General features: G+C 39.1%; 16 protein-coding genes. 7 read left to right on the forward strand and 9 right to left on the reverse strand.

From position 1 onward, the window contains the following. The first annotated feature begins 47 nt into the window (after positions 1-47). The 3 genes from JR005_RS11850 (at position 48) to JR005_RS11860 (ending at position 3,749) form a co-directional block, all read left to right on the forward strand. Positions 48-1,565: a 3-hydroxyacyl-CoA dehydrogenase gene (locus JR005_RS11850; protein ID WP_218665129.1), complete on the forward strand. Its 1,518-nt coding sequence runs from the start codon at positions 48-50 to the stop codon at positions 1,563-1,565. 21 nt (positions 1,566-1,586) lie between these two features. Continuing rightward, a complete protein-coding gene (locus JR005_RS11855) occupies positions 1,587-2,792 on the forward strand; it encodes a 3-oxoadipyl-CoA thiolase (RefSeq protein WP_004987654.1) in 1,206 nt (401 codons plus the stop codon). A gap of 111 nt (positions 2,793-2,903) precedes the next feature. Next, a complete protein-coding gene (locus JR005_RS11860) occupies positions 2,904-3,749 on the forward strand; it encodes an IclR family transcriptional regulator (RefSeq protein ID WP_004987652.1) in 846 nt (281 codons plus the stop codon). Between the two features lie 65 nt (positions 3,750-3,814). On the opposite strand, the gene JR005_RS11865 is transcribed toward JR005_RS11860, so the two are convergent. After that, positions 3,815-5,038 carry a CaiB/BaiF CoA transferase family protein gene (locus tag JR005_RS11865; protein ID WP_218665130.1) on the reverse strand — a complete coding sequence of 408 codons (1,224 nt, stop codon included), beginning with the start codon at positions 5,036-5,038 and terminating at the stop codon, positions 3,815-3,817. Positions 5,039-5,247: 209 nt separating this feature from the next. On the opposite strand from JR005_RS11865, the gene JR005_RS11870 reads away from it, so the two are divergent. After that, positions 5,248-6,429, forward strand: coding sequence for an MFS transporter (locus JR005_RS11870; RefSeq protein ID WP_218665131.1), 1,182 nt, complete (start codon positions 5,248-5,250; stop codon positions 6,427-6,429). A gap of 128 nt (positions 6,430-6,557) precedes the next feature. Here JR005_RS11870 and JR005_RS11875 read toward each other — a convergent pair whose 3' ends face one another. Next, a complete protein-coding gene (locus JR005_RS11875) occupies positions 6,558-7,403 on the reverse strand; it encodes an IclR family transcriptional regulator (RefSeq protein ID WP_004987648.1) in 846 nt (281 codons plus the stop codon). A gap of 130 nt (positions 7,404-7,533) precedes the next feature. Further along, positions 7,534-8,751, reverse strand: a complete 1,218-nt coding sequence (locus tag JR005_RS11880) for a CaiB/BaiF CoA transferase family protein (RefSeq protein WP_151829867.1) — start codon at positions 8,749-8,751, stop codon at positions 7,534-7,536. A gap of 362 nt (positions 8,752-9,113) precedes the next feature. Here JR005_RS11880 and JR005_RS11885 point away from each other — a divergent pair, with 362 nt between their 5' ends. Together JR005_RS11885 and JR005_RS11890 are read left to right on the forward strand one after the other, a co-directional pair. Then, the gene (locus JR005_RS11885) at positions 9,114-10,355 is read left to right on the forward strand and encodes an MFS transporter (protein WP_004987643.1); all 1,242 of its coding nucleotides are present in this window, start codon (positions 9,114-9,116) and stop codon (positions 10,353-10,355) included. Between the two features lie 146 nt (positions 10,356-10,501). Next, the gene (locus JR005_RS11890) at positions 10,502-12,214 is read left to right on the forward strand and encodes an electron transfer flavoprotein-ubiquinone oxidoreductase (RefSeq protein ID WP_218665132.1); all 1,713 of its coding nucleotides are present in this window, start codon (positions 10,502-10,504) and stop codon (positions 12,212-12,214) included. A 337-nt stretch (positions 12,215-12,551) separates the two neighbouring features. Here JR005_RS11890 and JR005_RS11895 read toward each other — a convergent pair whose 3' ends face one another. From JR005_RS11895 to JR005_RS11920, 6 genes are all read right to left on the reverse strand, one after another. Then, positions 12,552-12,911 (reverse strand): YidH family protein, encoded by a 360-nt coding sequence (locus JR005_RS11895; RefSeq protein WP_004997808.1) that lies wholly within the window; start codon positions 12,909-12,911, stop codon positions 12,552-12,554. 3 nt (positions 12,912-12,914) lie between these two features. Next, the gene (locus tag JR005_RS11900) at positions 12,915-13,793 is read right to left on the reverse strand and encodes an MBL fold metallo-hydrolase (protein ID WP_218665133.1); all 879 of its coding nucleotides are present in this window, start codon (positions 13,791-13,793) and stop codon (positions 12,915-12,917) included. Between the two features lie 5 nt (positions 13,794-13,798). Then, on the reverse strand, positions 13,799-14,209 hold the full coding sequence (locus JR005_RS11905) for a DUF6691 family protein (RefSeq protein WP_218665134.1): 411 nt from the start codon (positions 14,207-14,209) through the stop codon (positions 13,799-13,801). Further along, entirely contained in the window at positions 14,206-14,625 is a 420-nt protein-coding gene (locus tag JR005_RS11910) for a YeeE/YedE family protein (RefSeq protein WP_218665135.1), read from the reverse strand. Before JR005_RS11910 ends, JR005_RS11905 begins: the two co-directional genes overlap by 4 nt. 99 nt (positions 14,626-14,724) lie before the next feature. Continuing rightward, the gene (locus tag JR005_RS11915; RefSeq protein WP_218665136.1) at positions 14,725-15,471 is read right to left on the reverse strand and encodes a zeta toxin; all 747 of its coding nucleotides are present in this window, start codon (positions 15,469-15,471) and stop codon (positions 14,725-14,727) included. A gap of 6 nt (positions 15,472-15,477) precedes the next feature. After that, the gene (locus tag JR005_RS11920) at positions 15,478-15,729 is read right to left on the reverse strand and encodes a hypothetical protein (protein WP_004987632.1); all 252 of its coding nucleotides are present in this window, start codon (positions 15,727-15,729) and stop codon (positions 15,478-15,480) included. Between the two features lie 220 nt (positions 15,730-15,949). Between JR005_RS11920 and JR005_RS11925 the strand changes: the two genes are divergently transcribed. After that, positions 15,950-17,560 (forward strand): purine-cytosine permease family protein, encoded by a 1,611-nt coding sequence (locus tag JR005_RS11925; protein WP_004987631.1) that lies wholly within the window; start codon positions 15,950-15,952, stop codon positions 17,558-17,560. Positions 17,561-17,630 lie beyond the last annotated feature (70 nt).

Genomic DNA, 17,630 nt, shown 5'->3' on the forward strand with positions numbered 1-17,630 from the left:
TTATATCTTTATTTTTTAAATGATTACAGTATCTTAGGACAGTTATCATGACACAACAGATCAAAACTATTGCCATTATTGGTGTCGGTGTTATGGGTAGTGGTATTGCCCAGATTGCAGCCCAATCGGGTCACACCACTTATTTGTACGATGCCAAAGCTGGTGCAGCACAGCAAGCCAAAGAAAAATTGGCAGCGACCTTTCAAAAGCTACTTGATAAAAACAAAATCACAGCTGAACAAGCTGATGCAGCCAATGCAAATCTTTTGATTGCCCATGAACTTAGTGATTTAAAAAGCTGTGATTTGATCGTTGAAGCCATTATTGAGCGTTTAGATATTAAACAATCTTTGATGGATCAACTTGAAGCGATTGTCCCAGAAACCACAATTTTGGCTTCAAACACTTCATCACTTTCAATTACTGCAATTGCAGCGAATTGTCAGCATCCTGAACGTGTGATCGGCTATCACTTCTTCAATCCTGTTCCACTGATGAAAGTGGTTGAAGTGATTCAAGGTTTAAAAACAGATCCAAAACATGTGGAAACGCTGAACCAACTTTCTCGTGTATTTGGTCATCGCCCAGTGGTGGCAAAAGATACTCCAGGATTTATTATTAATCATGCGGGTCGTGCTTATGGCACTGAAGCTTTAAAAATTTTGAATGAAAATGTCACAGACATCAGTGAAATTGATCGTATTTTACGTGACGGTGTGGGTTTCAGAATGGGCCCCTTTGAACTGATGGATTTAACAGGACTTGATGTTTCACATCCTGTGATGGAATCAATCTATCATCAATATTACGAAGAAGCACGTTATCGTCCAAGTCCACTCACCAAACAAATGCTCGAAGCCAAACAATTGGGTCGCAAAGTTGGTCAGGGTTTTTATGACTATCCTACAGGAAGTAAAACAGGTGAAACACCTGCCAAAGTGGTTGAACGTTTAGACCGTTATCCGACTGTATGGATTGCAGCTGATTTTGCAGCTGACAAAAAACTGCTCGAAGCCTATCTCACTACACAAAATATTCAACTGGATACAGGAACAACGCCTCAAGCAGACAGCTTATGTTTATTGGCTTGTTATGGTGAAGATACCACACATGCGGCGAAACGTTTCAATGTAAACCCTGCGCATAGTGTCGCGATTGATATGCTGTATGGCATTGAAAAACATCGTACCTTGATGCCTTCACTTGCCACCCAAGCCGATTATGTTCAAGCCGCGCATTCAATATTCAACCTTGATGGTGCATTAGTCAGCATGATTGATGAAAGCACAGGTTTTGTCGCGCAACGTGTATTGGCGATGGTGATTAATTTAGGTTGTGACATTGCACAACAAAATATTGCAACAGTCGATGATATTAATGCAGCTGTTCGCTTAGGTTTAGGTTATCCATACGGCCCAATCGAATGGGGTGACGTACTCGGTTCAGACAAAATTTTACTGATCCTAAATCGCATTTCCGAATTAACTTACGATCCGCGTTATCGCCCTAGCCCATGGTTACAACGCCGTGTCGCACTGAATCTTCCACTTACTTTTACTGCTTAATTTAAAAAGGGAATTTACTCCATGTTAAACGCATATATTTACGACGGTTTACGTACTCCATTTGGTCGCCATGCAGGTGAACTTGCTTCAATTCGCCCTGATGACTTAGCTGGCTTGGTCATTCAACGTTTGATTGAAAAAACAGGTGTACCGGGTGCCGATATTGAAGATGTCATTTTTGGTGATACCAATCAGGCCGGTGAAGATAGCCGTAACGTGGCACGTCATGCTGCATTATTAGCAGGCTTACCTGTGACTGTGCCGGGTCAAACGGTCAATCGTTTATGTGCCAGTGGTTTAGGTGCAATTATTGATTCTGCGCGTGCCATCACTTGCGGCGAAGGCGATTTATATGTCGCTGGTGGCGTAGAAAGCATGTCTCGCGCTCCTTTTGTCATGGGTAAAGCAGAAAGTGCATATAGCCGTGATGCTAAAATCTATGACACCACTATTGGTTCACGTTTTCCGAATAAAAAGATCGTGGCACAGTATGGCGGTCATTCTATGCCTGAAACAGGTGATAATGTCGCCGTTGAATATGGCATTACTCGTGAACAGGCTGACTTATTTGCTGCTCAATCTCAAGCGAAATACCAAAAAGCAAAAGAAGAAGGCTTTTTTGAAGGTGAAATCACTGCGGTTGAAGTCTCTCAAGGTAAAAAGCTACCGCCAAAACAAGTGACTGAAGATGAACACCCTCGCCCAAGCTCAACCGTTGAAGCTTTAACCAAGCTCAAACCATTATTTGAAGGTGGTGTGGTCACTGCTGGTAATGCATCGGGCATTAATGATGGTGCTGCTGCGGTATTAATCGGTTCAGAAGCTGCTGGTCAAAAATATGGTCTTAAGCCAATGGCAAAAATTTTGTCTGCGGCTGCGGCTGGTGTTGAACCACGCATCATGGGTGCAGGTCCGATTGAAGCAATTAAAAAAGCGGTATCTCGTGCAGGCTTAACATTAGATGACCTAGATATTATTGAAATCAATGAAGCGTTTGCTTCACAGGTTTTATCTTGCTTAAAAGGTCTAGGGGTTGACTTTAATGATCCACGTGTCAATCCAAATGGTGGTGCAATCGCCGTTGGTCATCCTTTAGGTGCTTCTGGCGCGCGTTTGGCATTGACTGTTGCACGTGAGTTACAGCGCCGTAATAAAAAATATGCTGTTGTCAGCCTATGTATTGGTGTTGGCCAAGGTTTAGCAATGGTCATTGAGAACGTCGCTTAACCATCAAAACATATCCATTCATCATAACCCTGTTTATGATGAATGGATTCATTTTACAATGCAAAATAAAATGCTCTATGATCAGGAGATCCTTTTTAATTTGAGAATTCAATGTCGCAACACGCTGAAAGTAAAAAGAATGATAAAACACTTAATTTTGATGAAATTCGTCTAGATCCTATTTCTCATATTCATCGTGAAAATAATCCTCAATTTATTGCATCTTTGGCACGTGGTTTAGAACTACTACGTTGTTTCTCATTACAACATCAAGTCTTAGGTAATTTAGAATTAGCCAAAATGACAGGCCTACCTAAGCCGACCATTGCTCGCATTTGTAATACTTTAGTTAGCTTAGGCTATTTGAAACAGATGCCTGATTCTCCCAAATATATGCTTGATATTGGCGTACTTTCTTTGGGTTATGCTGCATTATCAAATCTAACCATTCGCACTACGGCACATCCTTTTATGGAAGAAATGAGCCTTTATGCGCAAGCACCTGTAGCGTTAGCAGCTCGCGATCGTCTGAATATGCTTTATCTGGATGTCGTTCAAACCAATAGCACCTTACGTCGCCCGATTGGTTCAACATTACCGCTGTATAGTAGCTCGATGGGTCGAGCCTGTTTGGTGGCAACACCTGAATACGAACGGAATTTAATTTTAGAGGCCATACAAAAACGAGAACCAGAACAATGGCCACAGATTCAGGAACAGCTTGATCGGGCTTTTGAACAATATGCCAAATATGGTTATTGCCTTTCTTTAGGCGAATGGCAACAAGGTATTAATTCTGTTGCTGTGCCATTGATCAGCTCAAAACATGGCTTATATGTTTTTAACTGTGGTTCCCCCTCTTATTTACTGAGTGCTGAAAAAACCATTGAAGAGATTGGCCCGCGTTTAAAATATATGGTGAATAGCATTCAGGATGCCTTAACAGAAAGCTTATAAATTAAATAATCAAAAAAGGAGCAATTGATGATATCAATGCTCCTTTTCGGTTTAATGGTACAAGCTTAGCCTTGCTGAACCACTTTCTTGTCTTTTAAATCTTGTAGCTCTGTTGGCGTTAAAAACCGATCTAAAATAGAGTCTGTATCTTCGCCTAGATATGGCGGAGTTTTAACATACTGTACTGGTGTTTTAGAGAGCTTGATGGGTGAGCCAATCGAGACATAATCGGAACGTAGTGGATGCTGCATATTTACGACCATTTCCCGAAAAACCACCTGTTCTTCTTCTAAAGTCTGCTGCAAATTATTGATCATCCCTACTGGTACTTTTACCGCATGAATACGCTCCACCCAAGCTTGAGCAGGTTGTGTCATAAAATGCTGTTGTAAAATGGCACTGATTTCTTCGCGATGAGTGACACGACCTTTATTCTTTTCAAATTTCGGGTCTTTGCACAGTTCAGGCAAACCAATGCTTTCACATAAAGCTTTAAACTGCTGGTCATTACCGCAGGCAATAATAAATTCGCCCTCTTGGGCTTTAAACACTTGATAAGGCACGATATTAGCATGTGCATTACCAAAACGGCCCGGCACTTTTGCAGAAGTCAAATAATTCATCGCCAAGACTGAAAGTGAAGCGACTTGCGTATCGAGTAGTGCCATATCGATGTGCTGCCCTTCACCTGTGGTCACACGTGATAACAGTGCCGCTTGAATCGCAATCGCAGCGTATAAACCTGTAGTGAGGTCAGCAAATGCCAAACCTGCTTTTTGCGGCCCGCCACCGGGCAAATCATCCCGTTCGCCTGTGACACTCATCATGCCACCCATGCCTTGAATGATAAAATCGTAGCCGGGTTCTGCTGCACGTGGGCCTTTTTGTCCAAAACCTGTAATTGAGCAATACACCAGTTTCGGGTTAATTTGGCTTAAACTTTCATAGTCAAGCCCGTATTTTTTAAGAGAACCTGCTTTATAGTTTTCAATTAAAACATCACTTTCAAGCACCATTTTTTTAATCAGGGCTTGACCTTCGGCAGTTGCCATATCAATGGCAACTGAATGCTTACCACGATTTGTAGACAGATAATAAGCCGATTCACTCGTGTCCTGACCGTTATCATTTTTAAGAAATGGAGGCCCCCAGATGCGTGTATCATCACCCTGAAATGGTTTTTCAATCTTGATGACCTCTGCACCCAAGTCTGCCAAAATCTGGCTACACCAAGGTCCAGCTAGGATTCGACTTAAGTCCAGAACCCTAAATCCTGTTAAGGCACTCATATTCTTCCTCATTATTGTTGATTAAATTTAACTATTCCCATGATCGAGTAAATTGAATATGTCTTACTCGATTTTTTATAATAAATTAAAATATCGCATTGCAAAATATAATTCTATTATTATTGTAAAAAATTTGTTTTTTCATTAAGCTTGTTGAATCCCTCTATGTGTAATCAAAAATTGCACTAAAAAAATTCAAGTGAACCTGCATGAAATCGTCGAGTATCTATACACCAACCGTTATTTTGATGGCAGTTGCGGCTGGTATTTGCTCAGGAAGTAATTATTTTAGTCAGCCCCTAATCCATTCAATGGCAGTGGCATTACATCTTTCAGAAACAACCGTTGCATGGGTACCTACACTCGCGCAAATTGCTTATGCCAGTGGACTGCTTTTGTTAATGCCTCTAGGAGACATCCTTGAGAAAAGGCGACTATTATTTATCTTAATGCTGCTCGCCTCTTTGGGCTTATTGATCAGTGGATTTTCTAGCCATATTGGCTGGATCATGTTTGGTACATTAATTACAGGCTTATTTTCGGTTTCTGCACAACTTTTATTACCACTGGCTGCAAGTTTAGTCCCTATTCAGCACAGTGGTCGCGTCGTTGGTTTTCTGATTAGCGGCTTAATGATTGGTATTTTATTGGCACGTTCCTTATCAGGACTAATGTCAACATTGTTTGCATGGAATATTATCTATCAGATTAGTGGCTTTTTATTACTCATCATAGCAGTTGTCTTATATAATAAAATCGGCTCTTTTCCTGCTACGCAGTCCGAAAGTTATTTTAAAACCATTCGTTCCATTCCTATTATTTTTAAACAAAATCAACGTTTACGTCGTCGAACCTACATTGGTTTTTTAACCTTTGCAGGAATCAGCATGACCTTTACCACGATGTCGCTTTTACTTGCTCCTGCACCTTATTATTTTAGTGACTTTACCATTGGTTTATTTGGTTTTGTGGGAATTATTGGGACATTTATTGCCAACTTTTCAGGTAAATATATCGATCAGGGTTATATTCATAAGATTTCAATTAGCTGTGGTATTGGTCTGATTTTAAGTTGGTTGTTATTTACTTTATTGCCGTTTTCTTTTGTTTATTATGTGATTGCGACAATTTTAATTTATTCATGTCTTTCAGCAGTTCATGTTACCAATCAAAGCATCGTGTTTAAGCTTAATCAACAACTCAGATCAAGATTCAATGCAATTTATATGACTGGCTATTTTACAGGTGGCGCAGTTGGCACAACCGCTGGAAGCTATGCATGGCGGCATTTTGGTTGGAATGGAGTATGTATATTAGGCATTATTTTTGCTATTTTAGCACTTTATTGTTGTCTTCGAGATGCAAAACTTTCCCCAATTATGGATAAATAAAAACCAGTAATAATTTGAGTATTACTGGTTAAATATCTGATTTTTTTTCATCATCATTTAAACCTTATTTATTTYCTCCCAAAAGAGAAATAAAAGGGAATGATCAAAGAAATCTATAAAAAATAAAATTAACCAATTTCAGTTTTTATATTATTGACCATGTGTAATAAACGCGGTGCGATATCTTCTTCTAGCTTTTCACGTTTCATAATAAAGCTTGGCCCGCCGCAGTTAAAGACTAAAAGACCATGTTGCTCATGCAATAAAGGCACCGCGACCGAATTCACATCTTTATGCCAATCACCCATAGAAAAGCAATAGCCAAAATCCTGATAGTCTTTAAATGCTTTATCCAGATCACGGTTGATCTTGATCCAGTCTTCCTTATGTTTAAGACGAATTGCATTGAGTAAAAAGTCACGTTCATCTTCAGGCATTGCTGCCAGACAGGCACGGCCCATCGAACTTAAGTGAATAGGCAAATAGGTTCCAACCTGACGACGCATGGTCACATTACCTTTGCCCTGCACTACATCCAGATAAATCATATTCAGACGATCGCGCGTCGACATCGCGACCGCAGCGCCCGCATAATCAGCCAACTCTTTCATATAAGGTTGAGCAATAGATCTTACCGAGACATTGGCGAGCATCGAATAGCCAAAAGCTAAAACACCTACAGATAATTGAAATTTAGTTGAGTTGGGTACTTGGCGAATATAACCCAAACGCGACAAAGTATGGGTCAAACGCGTAATCGTTGGCTTGGGTAGCCCCGTCATTTGTGATAATTCCTGATTACCCAAATGTGGCTGTTTAGCTGAAAAGCAACGTAAAAGCTCTAAACCACGTGCTAGTGCAGTAATAAACTGACGATCGTCCTCTTCTTGCATGTCTTCAATAGGATGAAGTAATTCATGGCGTAGCGGAACCAGTAGTTTTTCCGTTTGTTCGGTTTCGTTTAAATCAGTCATGGTATTAGAGCGCACTCAAATCTATTAATGTTTCGCAATGCGAAAATTATAATCTATTTATTCTATCAATAGCAAAAGAAGCATGTACAAAAACGTTTACTTCTTTTGCTATTACCGCCTTTTTGTAATCTTATTCTACAATCCCTTTCGATTTTAACTCATCCAGTGTTGATTTAGACAAGATCCTTGAAAGTATTTCATCGGTATGTTGTCCCAACATCGGTGGCGCACGTTTGTACTCAATAGGTGTCCGTGACATTTTGATTGGAGAACCAATCACTTTTAAATGTTGACGCTGTGGATGTGGCATATCGACTAACATTTTCCGTTCCACGACTTGTGGTTCTTCAAATGCTTGCTCTAGGTTATTAATCACGCCAACAGGGACTTTTGCCGCATGAATTGCAGCAACCCATTCATCAGCTGTTTTGCTTGCAAAATGTGTTGAAAGTAGATCGGTGATCTCTTCCCGATGCTTGATACGATCAGCATTTCGAGTAAATTTTGGATCATTCGGAAGTTCTGGCAAACCAATTGCCTGACAGAGCTGAATAAATTGTGTGTCATTACCACAGGCAATAATAAAATCGCGATCGCAAGCTTTAAACACTTGATAAGGCACGATATTGGCGTGGGCATTACCATAGCGACCAGGCACTTTACCTGATGCAAGATAATTCATCCCTTGATTAGCCAATGTTGCAATTTGCACATCAAGCAATGCCATATCAATGTATTGCCCTAAGCCAGTAATATTTCGATTGAGTAAAGCCGCCTGAATCGCAATTGTAGAATACAAACCTGTTGTAATATCGGAAAATGCAATGCCTAATTTTTGTGGTCCGCCACCCGGTAAGTCATCTTTTTCACCAGTCACGGACATAAGTCCGCCCATGCCTTGAATGATAAAGTCATAACCCGGTTCTTCTGCACGAGGACCAGTCTGCCCAAAACCCGTGATTGAACAATAGATCAATTTGGGATTGAGTTTAGATAAAGTTTCATAATCCAGACCATATTTCTTTAATGAACCTGTCTTATAGTTTTCAATCACAACATCTGACTCAAGCGCCAAAGCCCGAACCACTTCCTGCCCTTCAGGGGTTGCGATATCAATGGCGACGGAAAGCTTATTACGATTAGTCGATTGATAATATGCCGCTTCGTGTGTATCGCGTCCTTCATCGTCTTTCATCCATGGTGGTCCCCATGCACGCGTATCATCGCCACGTTTAGGACGTTCGACTTTAATGACTTCAGCACCCAAATCTGCCAAAATTTGACCACACCATGGTCCTGCTAGTACCCGACTTAAATCTAGAACACGAAATCCTTCTAGAGCACCCATATTTTTTCCTATAACGATCAGAATCAGCAAAAGAATTAATATTAAAAATTAATATTAAGTTTCGCATAGCGATATTGAATAACTAATATACACCCATTACCTGTAATAGCAAATACTGAGTAGTTCACGACTAAAGTCGTAGTTTTTGCTTTTCACAAAATTTTTCATTAAAAAACATAAATTTAATATACATAATAAAATATCGCTGTGCGATACTTATTTTTATAATTATTGTTTTATTTGACTCTTTGTTTTACTATCCGAAAAATTTTAGAAATCTCCCACATAAATTTTCCGATTTTTAAATCATTAAAAACTCGGTGTTGTGCTTTGGGAATCTCCTCTGTGGTAAAGGAACTGCTGTGAACACAAACAAACTGACGTCCAAAATTGGACCAAATACATGGAAAATTGCATTTCTATTTGCATTTTTAGCACTGTTGGTTGATGGTGCTGATCTGATGCTGCTTTCATATAGCTTAAATAGTATTAAAGCAGATTTCGGATTAACTTCAGTCGAAGCGGGGATGTTAGGAAGTTTTACCTTAGCAGGTATGGCTGTTGGTGGGATTTTTGGCGGTTGGGCCTCTGACCGTTTTGGGCGTGTTCGTATCGTCGTTATTTCTATCCTGACATTTTCAATCTTAACCTGTGGATTAGGTTTAACTCACAGCTTTTTACAGTTTGGAATTTTACGTTTCTTTGCTTCACTCGGCTTAGGTTCTTTATATATTGCCTGTAATACGCTGATGGCTGAATATGTGCCTACACGCTACCGCACTACAGTTTTGGGAACATTACAAGCAGGCTGGACAGTCGGCTATATCGTAGCAACCTTGCTTGCAGGCTGGATTATTCCTGAGCATGGCTGGCGCATGCTGTTTTTTATTGCGATCATTCCTGTGATCATGGCTGTATTGATGCAAATTCTTGTACCTGAACCAGCAGCATGGCAGCAAGCACGCTTACAACCAATCCAAAATAATGAACAGCCAAAAGAATCTGCATTTAAACTGATTTTTCAGGATAAACGTAACCGCAATATGTTTATCTTGTGGGCACTCACCGCAGGCTTCTTGCAGTTTGGTTATTATGGTGTAAATAACTGGATGCCATCGTACCTTGAAAGTGAACTTGGGATGAAGTTTAAAGAAATGACTGCCTATATGGTTGGTACATATACAGCCATGATTTTAGGTAAAATTTTGGCTGGCTTCATGGCAGATAAATTAGGTCGTCGTTTTACTTATGCATTTGGTGCAATTGGTACAGCCATCTTCCTACCTTTAATTGTGTTCTATAACTCACCAGACAACATTTTATATTTATTGGTAATCTTTGGCTTTTTATACGGTATTCCATACGGCGTAAATGCAACCTATATGACTGAAAGCTTCCCAACGGCAATTCGTGGTACAGCCATTGGTGGTGCTTATAACGTAGGACGTTTAGGTGCAGCCATTGCCCCAGCAACCATTGGTTTCTTGGCTTCTGGTGGTTCTATTGGACTTGGTTTTGTGGTCATGGGCGCAGCTTACTTCATTTGTGGTGTGATTCCAGCGCTGTTTATTAAAGAGAAACAATTTGATCCGCAAAAATCGTAATTAATCATGATATTAATAACAATTTAAACCGATTTCAGTTTATAGCCAGTATTAGCCCTACTGGCTTTTTTTATCATTAAAAAGCCTTGTCTTATTAAAAATAACAAATTAAAATATCGACAAGCGAAACTAAATTTCTTTTTATTATGGATAATTTTGAACGAGAATCAATGGAATTTGATGTTGTCATCGTTGGTGCAGGCCCTGCGGGTTTATCTGCTGCGATTAAAATCCGTCAATTAGCCATTGAAAATAATCTGCCTGATCTTTCTGTCTGTGTCGTAGAAAAAGGCTCTGAAGTTGGTGCACACATTCTTTCAGGTGCAGTACTTGAACCACGTGCGATCAATGAACTCTTTCCAAACTGGAAACAAGAAGGCGCCCCATTAACTGTTCCTGTTACAGATGATGAAACTTATTTTCTTCTATCTGACACAAAAGCACAAAAAGTTCCATATTGGATGGTTCCAAAATCTATGCATAACGAAGGAAACTATGTCATTTCTTTGGGAAATGTGGTGCGTTGGCTGGGTCAAAAGGCAGAAGAACTTGAAGTCTCTATTTTCCCAGGCTTTGCTGCTGCTGAAATTTTGTATCATGAAGATGGTACGGTAAAAGGCATCCAGACTGGTGATATGGGGATCGCTAAAGATGGCGAACCTACCCCTCATTTCACACCCGGTTATGAGCTTCATGCTAAATACACCTTATTCGCTGAAGGCTGCCGTGGACATTTAGGAAAGCGCTTAATTAGCAAATTTAATCTGGACAAAGATGCGGATCCGCAACATTACGGTATTGGCATCAAAGAATTATGGGAAATTGATCCTGAAAAACACAAATCAGGTTTAGTGATGCATGGTACTGGTTGGCCATTATCTGAAACAGGTACTGCGGGTGGTTGGTGGTTATATCACGCTGAGAATAACCAAGTCACTTTAGGTCTGATTGTGGATTTATCTTATGAAAATTCACATATGTATCCATTTATGGAAATGCAGCGCTGGAAAACTCATCCAACGATTAAACAATTTTTAGAAGGCGGTAAACGAATTTCCTATGGCGCACGCGCGGTCGTTAAAGGTGGTTTTAATTCTCTGCCTAAACTAACATTTCCAGGCGGATGCTTAATTGGCGATGATGCTGGCTTTTTAAACTTCTCAAAAATTAAAGGTTCACACACGGCGATGAAATCTGGCATGTTATGCGGAGAAGCTGTATTTGAAGCGATTGCTGCGGGTGTTGCCAAAGGTGGCGATTTAGCCATGGCTCGTGTAGTGGAAGGTGATGATTATTTTGATAAAGAACTGACTGCCTATACGAACAAATATGACAATTCTTGGCTGAAACAAGAATTATATCAAGCTCGTAATTTTGGTTCTGCTATGCACAAGTTTGGTCAGTGGATTGGCGGTGCATTTAATTTTATTGATCAAAATGTTTTTAAAGTTCCTTTTACTTTACATGATTTAAAACAAGATTTTGCTGTACTAAAAACGGTGGATACAGCAACATTCAAGCCGAATTATCCAAAGCCAGATGGTAAATTAACCTTTGATCGTTTGTCTTCAGTCTTTATCTCCAATACTGTACATGAAGAAAATCAACCTGCGCATCTAAAACTTACTGATCCATCAATTCCTGTAAACATCAATTTACCGAAATGGGACGAACCTGCTCAACGCTACTGTCCTGCGGGTGTTTATGAAATTATGGAAAATGATGATGGCTCTAAACGGTTTCAGATCAATGCTGCTAACTGCGTGCACTGTAAAACCTGTGATATTAAAGATCCATCACAGAACATTACTTGGGTTACGCCAGAAGGTGGTGGTGGTCCAAACTACCCAAATATGTAAATATTGGGGTCATTCTTGCGAAGCTATAATCACTTCTCATACCCTAACATGTCATTTGTTTCCGAAGATGTAACATTCGGCTGATGCTTGTGAAGCTTTAATAATTTTTCATACCTTATGCAATGTGCATTATATCTATATTGCATCGGTATGAAATTGACTTAAACCAGTTATCAGTAAATATGCTGACGTTTCAAAATATGGTCATCCATAAATACGACCAAACCAAATATATAAGTTTGAACAATTTCAGACTTATATATGCACACTAATCATTATTAGTGCTTTATATCATTTTTTAGGTAAGCATAGTCCCCAAGGGGGCTATGCTTAAAAATTACATCCAAAAAGAAATAATTAGCAGAATCGCACTGAGTATCGTGAAGTAACTTAATACAATAGGTAAATTGGTTCGATAACCTTCAATCATTTCTAACGGCGTAAGTGACTTCAGTGCAACTCGATACTGAATAATCGATAAGATACTAATGATTAATCCCAAAACGATCACCAGCACACCGAGCCAGCGATTAAATAAAATCTTATCGTGATAACGAACAGGATCAATCAGATGGATTAACAAGGTCGATTTTTCGATTAAAAATCCAAATGCAATTAAAGCAAGGCTACTTCTATTCCATGCCAATAAGGTTCGTTCAAGAGCAAGTAATACACGGGGATCTTCTAAATTTGACATGACTCAGACTTTAAAATAATTCAATGGTAACTTTAAATAAGATTGACCATTCGATTCAGGCAAGGGAAACTTTCCTGCATCCATATTGACCTGAATCGCGGGCAAAATCAGTTTCGGCATTGCAAGTGTAGCATCCCGAGCCTCTCGCATTTTAATAAAATCTAATTTTGCAGTCGTCTGATCAATATGAATATTGAATTGCTTTTGTGTCTTTACATCAGTTTCACCGATAAAATATTCACGTGTTTCTGGTAAATAATCATGACACAAGAACATCCGCATCGTTTCGGGCAAAGTGTATAAACGTTGCACCGAATCATAAAGCTGTGCTGCACTTCCATTTGGAAAATCACAACGTGCTGTACCATAATCTGGCATAAACAGTGTATCTCCCACAAATACAGCATCTCCAATCACATAGCTCAAACAGGCGGGCGTATGCCCTGGAGTGGGAAGGTTATATGCATCTAAATGACCAATTCTAAAATGCTCATTGTCAGCAAATAAATAATCAAAACTCTGATGCAAGTTAAAGTATTTGATATCCAGATTGTAAATTTGACTAAAGGTTTGCTGAACAATAGATATTTTATCGCTCATGGCAATTTTGCCGCCGAGTTGCTTTTTTAGATATTGTGAAGCAGTTAAATGATCGGCATGGACGTGAGTTTCTAAAATCCATTCTATGCTTAGGCTATTTTCATGGACATAGTGAATGACTTTATCTGCCTGAGTAGTAGAAGTTATGGCCGAAGCCGCATCATAGTCCAGTACACTATCAATAATCGCGCTTTTTTTAGTATCTGGGTCACTCACCACATAGGTAAAAGTATGAGTCGCTTCATCAAAAAAACTTTTAATCAACGGTTTCTGAGTATTCATATTTTTTAAGCACCTCTTATTTTCCGATGAAGTATCATGCCAATCAACATTGCACCAATAAAATATAGGGCCTGAGCATATCCGAGTCCAATTAAGGTTAACGCGGGCGCAGGACAGATTCCTGCTATCCCCCACCCAATACCAAAAATCAATGATCCTAAAATTAAATCTTGATCAATTTGATGATTCTGAGGTAACTCAATTTTTTCTTTGAATAATGTTATTGGATGTCTTTTCGCTCTTTGAAATGGAATAAATGCTACTAGAATTGCACCGATCATCACAAATGCCAAACTTGCATCCCATTCACCAAAAACATCTAAAAAAGCGAGAACCTTTTCAGGATTAGACATCCCTGAAATTATTAGACCGAATGAAAAAAGGGAACCAAATAAAAAAGCAAATATGTTTTTCATGATAGGCCTCCCAGTAAATGACGCATCACATAAACTGTAACAAAGCCTGCAAACATAAATATGATTGTTGCGAATATTGAACGTTTCGATAAACGACTTATTCCACAAATACCATGCCCACTGGTACAACCCGATCCCAGACGCGCACCAAAACCAACCAATAAACCCGCAATGATTAATTGATAAGGATTGGAACTGATCTTAATCTGTGGTGCATAAAAATAAGAAACAACGAACGGCGTAATCAATAAGCCAAGTAGAAACCAGATTGCAGGTGTTTTGGCTATTGTTTTAGGATTTATCACCTGTGCAAGTAAACCACTGATGCCTGCAATGCGACCATTCACATACAGATAACCAACGACGGCTATTCCAAGTAATACGCCGCCCAAAAAAGCTAACAAGAAACTATGCATGGTTTTAGCTCAAACAATATATAAAAACATAATATATTTTTATGTAATTTAATCAATGCACGTTTGACTCATTTTTCAATTGATTAAAATCGCATTTATCTACATAAATTCGTTGAGTACACGATCTACAAACCATTTAGGGAAATGTTGCAAGTTCTTATTTAATTTTAAAGTTTCTGCTTTTTCAATTTCAGCTAAAAAAGACGCTTGAGTACCATCAGAAGAATTATCAAATATATAAGCTCGATCTGAGGCATCTATTGCATCTAATAGTAAATCCATACTTCTCAAATAGCGCGTTCGAATTTTATCTCTTGGAACATCATGACCACCTTGACTCACGCGATACTGTACTCGACTGATATTGATATCAGGATCAACAGTAGAAACATAATAAAGATAAGTACGTAAGCCCTGTGCTTTAGCATGTTGAAGAAACTCAACCTTACTCCTATGCGACATGACTGTTTCAAAGGTAAAGCTAATTTTTAACTCAATAAATTGAATACGAATAAAATCAATAATTCTTGCTGCTAGATATGAATCAATTTCACTTGCTTCAAAAGCAATTTTTCCATTTGCTAAAATAATCGGATTGCTATTAAGTAAAGGCATCATTGTCTGATTCACTTTACGTTTTTTTGATTTTAGAAAATTGATAAGCTGCTGACTTTCAAGTGCTTCATGAAAATCTGTCAATGAAAAGCAGTGATCCTGAACGAGTTGTTTTTCCAGTTCATCGGCATTTAAATACGCACCAATATGTCGCGGTAACAAATAATCTTTAATGGTACTTTTACCAGATCCATTTGGACCTGCAAACATCCTTATTCTGGGTTGTGGCATAAAAAATTAGAATGCCACTTTTTTCTTACGTTTTAATGTCGTTTCTGACACGGCGATGTCAGTATAATAAGATGAAATATTTTTCAGGATTTGTGTCTCGCCATTACAGGATTGCTTAAGCAAATACTGGTCTTTGGCATACACTACAGAAGCTGATTGTGAAGCTTGACAAAAAGCATGACGAAAAGCCTCCACAGCAAGATGCGGAATCATTTCTTCCTCTCTTAAACTGGCTTTCATGGGAACAAATGCGGTCATGCTTAATCTCCCGTATTGATTAAATACGTTTCTAGTTATCTTAGCATAATTTTGAAAATTGTCTATTTGACCACCATTTTTCTGATTTATAGATTATTTATTCTATTCAGTCTAAGCCATTCATATTTTACTCTTTGCTTACAGCTCATCAAATTGATAATGAGATTGGCACATTGCTTGCTTTATGCACCATATTACCACTCAAATAAGGTCATAAAGAATGCACGACACATCAGTAACGGATTCTTTTGATGCAACCAAACCCAATAATGCAGCAAATGAAACACTTGAAGATTATACATTACGTTATGCACCGCATAGCTTTCGTCGCTGGAGTCCCAAAGTAGTCGCCATCACGGCGCTTGGTGGTATTGCATATCTTGCAGATTTCTCTATTGGTGCAAGTATCGGGATGACTTATGGCACGACCAATGCAATTTATTCGATTTTATTCGCTGCTATTATCATCTTTATCACAGGTATTCCTCTTGCCTACTATGCTGCCCGCTACAATATTGACCTCGATCTGATCACTCGTGGTGCAGGTTTTGGATATTTTGGTTCAGTCATTACCAGTATTATCTTTGCAAGCTTTACCTTTATCTTTTTTGCGCTTGAAGGCTCCATTATGGCGCAAGGGTTATTGCTTGGACTGGGTATTCCTTTGTGGGCAGGTTACCTTATTTCCACAATTATGGTTATTCCTTTAGTCATCTATGGCATGAAAGCCCTAAGTAAGTTACAAGTTTGGACAACTCCAATCTGGCTGATTTTGATGATTGGCCCTGTGGCTTATTTGATTCATAAAGAACCTAATCTGGTTGGCTCGTTTGCGACTTATGCAGGCAATAGTGGTTATGCGCCTATGGATATGGCAGCAATCATGCTAGGTGCTGGTGTGTGCTTATCGCTAATTATGCAGATTGGTGAACAAATTGACTATTTACGCTTTATGCCAGCTAAAACTAAAGAAAATAGTAAATCTTGGTGGGCAGCAGTCATTTCGGCGGGTCCGGGTTGGGTCATTTTGGGTGCAATTAAACAAATTATTGGTGCATTCTTAGGTTTTTACTTATTGACCAAATTACCAGGGATTAATGCGACTGAGCCTGTTCAACAGTTCAATGCGGCATTTCATGATATGTTACCTGGCTGGTTAGCTTTAGCATTGGCAGTTATCTTGGTGGTGATCTCTCAAATTAAAATTAACGTGACCAATGCTTATTCAGGTTCTTTGGCTTGGACAAGTGCTTATACCCGTATCAGTAAAAAATATCCGGGTCGTATTGTATTTGTATTAGTCAATCTGGCTGTTGCACTTGCGCTCATGGAAGGCAACATGTTTGCGGTACTCGGTAAAATTCTAGGCTTTTACTCAAACTTCGCAATCGCTTGGGTCGTTGTCGTTGCAACGGATATTGCTATCAATAAATACTTATTAAAGCTTTCACCTAAACAGCCTGAATATCGCCGTGAAATGCTGTATGACTTTAATCCTGTTGGTTTGGTGGCTTTTGGTGCAGCAGCAGGTTTATCGATTGCAGCTTTCTTCGGTTTATTAGGTGATTTCCTTTCTTCTTATTCCCCACTGATTGCTTTGATCGTTGGTTTCGTACTTACTCCTTTCATGGGCTTACTGACTAAGGGTAAGTATTATATTAAAAAGCATGATGATGGAATCAATGAACCGCGTTTTGACGCTGAAGGTACACCTGTTGCGACTGTGTATGCGTGTGTAGCTTGTGATCAAGATTATGAACGTCCAGATGTGATGTATTCACATCAGCATAACGGCGTGATCTGCTCACTATGTAAAACGATGGAAAAATAATGAGTTCTATAACAAAATTGTATTAGCAAAATAAAAATTTAACTGAGCCCTGAATTGTCAGGGCTTTTTT

The organism is Acinetobacter sp. Colony158 (genome assembly GCF_019264745.1).
Lineage (GTDB): Bacteria > Pseudomonadota > Gammaproteobacteria > Pseudomonadales > Moraxellaceae > Acinetobacter > Acinetobacter ursingii.

Bases quoted from the DNA above. Each gene is read 5' to 3' on its own strand.
- JR005_RS11920 (WP_004987632.1), bottom strand. From the start codon at position 15,729: ATGACCGCATTTGTTCCCATGAAAGCCAGTTTAAGAGAGGAAGAAATG.
- JR005_RS11890 (WP_218665132.1), top strand. From the start codon at position 10,502: ATGGATAATTTTGAACGAGAATCAATGGAATTTGATGTTGTCATCGTT.
- JR005_RS11915 (WP_218665136.1), bottom strand. From the start codon at position 15,471: ATGCCACAACCCAGAATAAGGATGTTTGCAGGTCCAAATGGATCTGGT.
- JR005_RS11855 (WP_004987654.1), top strand. From the start codon at position 1,587: ATGTTAAACGCATATATTTACGACGGTTTACGTACTCCATTTGGTCGC.
- JR005_RS11905 (WP_218665134.1), bottom strand. From the start codon at position 14,209: ATGAAAAACATATTTGCTTTTTTATTTGGTTCCCTTTTTTCATTCGGT.
- JR005_RS11910 (WP_218665135.1), bottom strand. From the start codon at position 14,625: ATGCATAGTTTCTTGTTAGCTTTTTTGGGCGGCGTATTACTTGGAATA.
- JR005_RS11900 (WP_218665133.1), bottom strand. From the start codon at position 13,793: ATGAATACTCAGAAACCGTTGATTAAAAGTTTTTTTGATGAAGCGACT.
- JR005_RS11860 (WP_004987652.1), top strand. From the start codon at position 2,904: ATGTCGCAACACGCTGAAAGTAAAAAGAATGATAAAACACTTAATTTT.
- JR005_RS11865 (WP_218665130.1), bottom strand. From the start codon at position 5,038: ATGAGTGCCTTAACAGGATTTAGGGTTCTGGACTTAAGTCGAATCCTA.
- JR005_RS11880 (WP_151829867.1), bottom strand. From the start codon at position 8,751: ATGGGTGCTCTAGAAGGATTTCGTGTTCTAGATTTAAGTCGGGTACTA.
- JR005_RS11895 (WP_004997808.1), bottom strand. From the start codon at position 12,911: ATGTCAAATTTAGAAGATCCCCGTGTATTACTTGCTCTTGAACGAACC.
- JR005_RS11850 (WP_218665129.1), top strand. From the start codon at position 48: ATGACACAACAGATCAAAACTATTGCCATTATTGGTGTCGGTGTTATG.
- JR005_RS11925 (WP_004987631.1), top strand. From the start codon at position 15,950: ATGCACGACACATCAGTAACGGATTCTTTTGATGCAACCAAACCCAAT.
- JR005_RS11875 (WP_004987648.1), bottom strand. From the start codon at position 7,403: ATGACTGATTTAAACGAAACCGAACAAACGGAAAAACTACTGGTTCCG.
- JR005_RS11870 (WP_218665131.1), top strand. From the start codon at position 5,248: ATGAAATCGTCGAGTATCTATACACCAACCGTTATTTTGATGGCAGTT.